6 protein-coding genes are annotated in these 5,130 nt (G+C 48.7%); 3 read left to right on the forward strand and 3 right to left on the reverse strand.

Annotation, left to right across the window (positions count from 1 at the left end):
* The first annotated feature begins 152 nt into the window (after positions 1-152).
* The 3 genes from QVO39_RS03135 to QVO39_RS03145 are packed head-to-tail and all read left to right on the forward strand — an operon-like array spanning position 153 to position 2,282.
* Positions 153-986: an enoyl-ACP reductase FabI gene (locus QVO39_RS03135; RefSeq protein ID WP_021902994.1), complete on the forward strand. Its 834-nt coding sequence runs from the start codon at positions 153-155 to the stop codon at positions 984-986.
* Between the two features lie 6 nt (positions 987-992).
* Positions 993-1,640: a DedA family protein gene (locus tag QVO39_RS03140; RefSeq protein ID WP_021902995.1), complete on the forward strand. Its 648-nt coding sequence runs from the start codon at positions 993-995 to the stop codon at positions 1,638-1,640.
* 6 nt (positions 1,641-1,646) lie between these two features.
* Positions 1,647-2,282, forward strand: coding sequence for a DsbA family oxidoreductase (locus tag QVO39_RS03145; RefSeq protein WP_288171707.1), 636 nt, complete (start codon positions 1,647-1,649; stop codon positions 2,280-2,282).
* Here QVO39_RS03145 and menA read toward each other — a convergent pair.
* The 3 genes from menA to QVO39_RS03160 form a co-directional block, all read right to left on the reverse strand.
* The gene (gene menA, locus QVO39_RS03150) at positions 2,274-3,158 is read right to left on the reverse strand and encodes a 1,4-dihydroxy-2-naphthoate octaprenyltransferase (RefSeq protein WP_021902997.1); all 885 of its coding nucleotides are present in this window, start codon (positions 3,156-3,158) and stop codon (positions 2,274-2,276) included. The two genes, QVO39_RS03145 and menA, sit on opposite strands and share 9 nt — an antisense overlap.
* Positions 3,158-4,510 (reverse strand): aspartate kinase, encoded by a 1,353-nt coding sequence (locus tag QVO39_RS03155; protein ID WP_021902998.1) that lies wholly within the window; start codon positions 4,508-4,510, stop codon positions 3,158-3,160. Before QVO39_RS03155 ends, menA begins: the two co-directional genes overlap by 1 nt.
* 16 nt (positions 4,511-4,526) lie before the next feature.
* Positions 4,527-5,130 (reverse strand): cell division ATP-binding protein FtsE (locus QVO39_RS03160; protein ID WP_288171708.1); only part of this gene is annotated, 604 nt, incomplete at its 5' end.

The following is a 5,130-nucleotide window of genomic DNA, read 5'->3' on the forward strand; positions in this document are numbered from 1 at the left end:
GGGTCCTCCCCAATAGCACACCTGTGAATGCCCTACGGCTAGGGTTATCTAATGCGTAACCCCTGTACACTTTATGCTGTCAATGGAGAGTATGCTCAAAATTGGTATCTTTGTTTGTAGTTTAATATTAAGAATTAGAATAGATATAGTATATGGCTTACGGTTTACTTAAGGGGAAAAGGGGAATTATCTTTGGTGCTCTGAATGAGCAGTCAATTGCGTGGAAAGTGGCACAGCGTGTGGTAGAGGAGGGGGCGAGCATTACCCTGACCAATACACCTGTAGCGATCAGAATGGGCACGCTTAATGACCTATCTCAGGAGACGGGGGCAAAGGTGATTGCCTGTGATGCAACGAGTGTGGAGGATCTTGAAAAGGTCTTTAGTGAAAGTATGGAAGCCCTTGGTGGTAAGATTGACTTTGTACTCCACTCTATTGGAATGAGCCCCAATGTGCGTAAGGGGATTCCTTATGATGATATCAATTATCCAAACTATACAAAGACGCTTGATATCTCGGCTCTTTCGCTTCACAAGATGCTGACCGTGGCAAAGAAGATGGATGCAATCAGTGAGGGAGGCTCCGTGGTGGCGTTGACTTACATTGCCGCACAGAGAAGTTTTGTGGGCTATAGCGATATGGCCGATGCCAAGGCACTCCTGGAGTCAATCACTCGCAACTTTGGGCTGATCTACGGCAAGGAGAAAGGGGTACGCATCAATACAGTGAGCCAATCGCCTACAGTGACCACTGCCGGTAGCGGTGTTGAGGGAATGAACCTCTTGCGTCACTTTGCTGAGAAGGTGTCGCCACTTGGAAATGCCGATGCGGATGATTGTGCCGACTATTGTGTAACACTCTTTAGCGACCTAACACGAAAGGTGACGATGCAAAACCTCTTCCACGACGGAGGCTTCTCCTCTACTGGAATGAGTGCCGATGCCTTGGCTCAGTACACCAAAGGAGAGCTAGACAATATCGACTAATCGCTTATGGAGAGCCTACCGTTTATTGAATGGGCTTTGGAGAATCTCAATTATCTCACCATCATGCTCCTGATGGCGATTGAGAGCTCCTTTATCCCTTTCCCAAGTGAGGTGGTGGTGCCACCAGCTGCCTATATGGTGGCATCTGGAAGTAGTGATATGACCTTTGGCGGGGTGGTGATTTTCGCTACTCTCGGGGCACTGATTGGAGCCTTGATCAACTATCTAATTGGAGTATGGTTGGGCCGTCCGCTCGTTCATCGTTTTGCACGGAGTAGGGTGGGGGCTTTCTTCCTGCTTTCGGAGGAGAAGATCGTGAAGGCCGAGACTTACTTTGTTGAGCATGGTGCGATCTCTACGTTAGTTGGTCGTCTAGTGCCAGGCATTCGGCAGTTGATATCGATTCCTGCGGGAATGTCGGGGATGAAGGTTTCCCCTTTTCTTCTTTATACTGCGTTGGGTGCAGGTACATGGAACCTAGTGCTGGCTCTGATTGGTTGGTACTTGGAGAGCGTGGTGCCGCGAGAGGAGCTGATGCCTTATGTGGAGCGTTATAGCCATGAGATTGGCTTGGTTATCCTCGGGATTGTGGTACTAGCACTCCTCTATATGACGATTAAGGCACTTCGCCGTCCGAAGGAGAAAAGTGTATAATATAATATGATGACGATTGATTTCTGGGGCGATATTACCTGTCCCTTTTGCTATATTGGTGAGGTACTCTTGAAGCGCGAACTAGAGGCTGGTGGGTACGAAGATCAAGTAGAGGTGAGGTGGCGAAGCTGTCTATTGGCACCAGAGTTGCCTCTTAATACCTCTTTTACATGGCTTGAGAGGATGGAGAAGGTGGAGGCCCCTGAGGAGTTGCAGCACTTTCAGAAGAGCCGGTCGGTGCTGAATCATCTGGCGGAGAAGTATGGTTTGGAAAACAACCTAGAATCTGCTTGGTCGCATAATTCTCAGAGGGCTGCAAGGCTTTTGAAAGTGGCTACGAAGGAGGGCCGAATGCTAGAGGTGGCAACTCTTTTTGGGCGTGGTTACTTCTCGGAAGGAAGAGACTTTAGCAAGTTGGAGGAGCTGAAGCGGGTAGCAATTGAGGCCAATTTACCTGCGGAGGCTGTTGCTGGCGTACTTGAGGGTGACCTTTATCTTTCGGAGGTAAAAGAGGATCAAGTACTAGCAACTCAATACGCTTACAATTTTGTCCCAACTATCTACTTCGGTGATGAGGTAATGCTGGAGGGTGTCGTCACTCCCGAGCAGATTCGTGAGGCACTTCAAAAGACCTTAAAGTAAGAGGATGAGCATGGTCACTACGCCCATGATGAGTGTGGTGATATTGGTGTAGCGGAGGAGTTTATTGAGGCTCTTCCCTCTGAGTCGATAGATTGCCATCACCCCATTGGCGTAGAGTGCCGCACCGAGCAATCCAATAATAATCGCTCCGAGCCAGCTTCCCTCTGTGATAAGTCCAATAACAATCAGCAGTAGCGATAGCACTGCATTAATGAGGTAGAGGAGGGGTCCCGACCTTTTGCCCATTCGAACAATCAACGTCAGTTTGTGGCTCTCTAAATCTTCCTCGTAGTCGCGATAGTTATTGCAGACTAATATATTGGTTTCCCACAACCCAATACCGAGCGCGAGTAAAAGCAGATATACCTGGGGCCTAGCATCTGCAATGACGTAGTAGCTGACGAGGATAGGCACTAACCCATAGAAGATAACTACTGCAAGGTCGCCTAGTGCGGTCCTTGCCAATGAGTATTTCCCTGCGGAGTAGGCAATGGCACACAAGATGACTACTGCCCCTACGAGTAATAGCCACCACCCCCTTTGGGAGGCAAGGTACAAGCCCGAACCGGCACAAATGGAGTGCGAGATGCCTAGGGCAATGAGCATTTGCCGTGGGGTGACCTCTCCAGTGGAGAGTAGACGAGTGAATCCTAAGCGGTGGTCGGTATCCTCTCCGCTTTTATAGCCAAAGTAATCATTGGCGAAGTTGCTTGAGATCTGTGCCGAAACCGCTACGAGAAGGCATAGAAGGAAGTAGCCCCATTGCATTAGTCCGTCGCTTACTACGGCCCCTAGTAGAAGCAACATTGGTGCAACGGACGCCCCGAGTGTGTGGGGGCGTGTAGCATAAATCCATTTGTGAACCTGTTCGTTCATTATATTTCCTCTTGAAAGAGGTGCTTACTCAGTAGCTTCAGTGCTCTTACCTTGTCTTCGCTACGAATTAAGATAGAAACTCCATAGTTGGAACCTCCGTAGGAGATCATTCGCACGGGAAGCTCACTTAGAGCCTCAACTACTCGGCTCTCAAAGCCTACATTCTTCCAATTCATATCGCCGACAACGCTGATGATGGTCATATCCTCATCTACGGAGACATCGGCAATCTTTCGTAGCTCTAGTAGAATCTCTTCGAGCCGATTGGTATTATCTATGGTGAGGGTGATGGCTACTTCACTGGTGGTGATCATATCCACGGCAGTCTGGTAGCGCTCAAAGGTCTCGAATACCTTCCGCATAAAGCCTTGGGCAAGAAGCATACGAGAGCTGAGGATACGAAGGGCTGTGATACCATCTTTTGCTGCGACTGCCTTTAATGACCCCTCTTTGATGCGATTGGAGATGATGGTGCCTTTTGCCTCAGGCTCCATGGAGTTGAGCAACCGCACTGGTATATTTCTCATCTTAGCGGGGTGGATACATGCGGGGTGCAGTATCTTTGCCCCAAAGTAGGCCAATTCGGCTGCTTCGTTGAAGTGCAGATGACGCACAGCTGTCGTGTGGTCGACCACCCTCGGATCGTTATTGTGTAGCCCATCAATATCGGTCCAAATTTGTATCTCTTTGGCATCGAGTGCTGCACCTATCAGTGCTGCAGTGTAGTCGCTTCCACCGCGTTTTAGGTTATCTATCTCTAGGTAGGCATTCCGGCAGATGTATCCCTCGGTGAGGAAAAGACTTTGCTTGGGGTAATGGCTAAGTAGCTCAATGAGTTGCGACTGAATCTCAGGTAAATTGGGCTCACCCTGTTTGTTCGTTACCATAAACTCCAGTGCTGGTAGCATAATAGCTACGATTCCTCGCTCTTCTAGGTGAAGTCGCATCATCTCTACGGAGATGATTTCGCCTTGAGCCAATATCTGACGCTCCTCAAAGTCGGTAAAGTACTCCTCTTTGAAACTTCTGAGAAAGTTCATCTTCTCAGCAACGAAGGTCAGCGCTTCTTCTTTATGGGCGGGCTGTGAGTAGAGCTCCTCGATAACCACTTGATACTTCTCTTGTAGCTCTTGGATCTTATTGAGTGCCCCTTGGGTGTTGCTATTATTGAAGAGCTGGCTGATCTCTACCAGCATATTGGTGACCCCCGACATGGCACTTAATACCACCACTTTACGCTCGCTTCCGCTGATGAGGTCGCCCACATTTCTTATCCGTTCGGCAGAACCAACAGAGGTGCCACCAAACTTCATCACTACTAGATCTGAAAAGGAAGTTGAGTTGTTATTCATTTCACTCTCAAGTCTATTATAGGTCCTGCTTCAACTGCATCTCTTGCAGCATTCCTCCCTCCACCTTTACAATCCTTGCGGGGAACTTCTTCACGAGTGCGTAGTTGTGCGTGCTCATTAAGATTGAGGTTCCTGCCTCTCCGATTTCTCGTAAGAGCGTGATGATCTGCTCGCCCGTAATGGGGTCGAGATTGCCGGTTGGCTCATCTGCCAATATCATCTTTGGCTTATTGAGGAGGGCTCTAGAGATGACGATGCGTTGCTGCTCACCACCTGATAGTTCGTGGGGCATCTTGTAGCCTTTACTCTCTAGCCCTACCTGCTCTAGTACTTCTGAGATTCGCTTTTGGATCAGCTTTTTATCTTTCCACCCAGTTGCTCTGAGTACAAACTCTAGGTTTTTCACCACAGAGCGGTCGGTAAGCAGTTGAAAGTCTTGAAATATGATGCCCAGTTCTCTTCTTAGGAAAGGGATCTGCTTACGCTTTATGTGCTTTAGGTCAAAGTCGCCAAACCGCCCCTCTCCCTCTGAAATTGGGAGGTCGGCGTAGATGGACTTCAGAAGTGTTGACTTTCCTGATCCTAGACGACCAATCAAATAGACAAATTCTCCTGGTTGC

The sequence above is a fragment of the Porphyromonas sp. CAG:1061 genome, assembly GCF_000435035.1.
Taxonomy (GTDB): Bacteria; Bacteroidota; Bacteroidia; order Bacteroidales; family Porphyromonadaceae; genus Porphyromonas_A; species Porphyromonas_A somerae.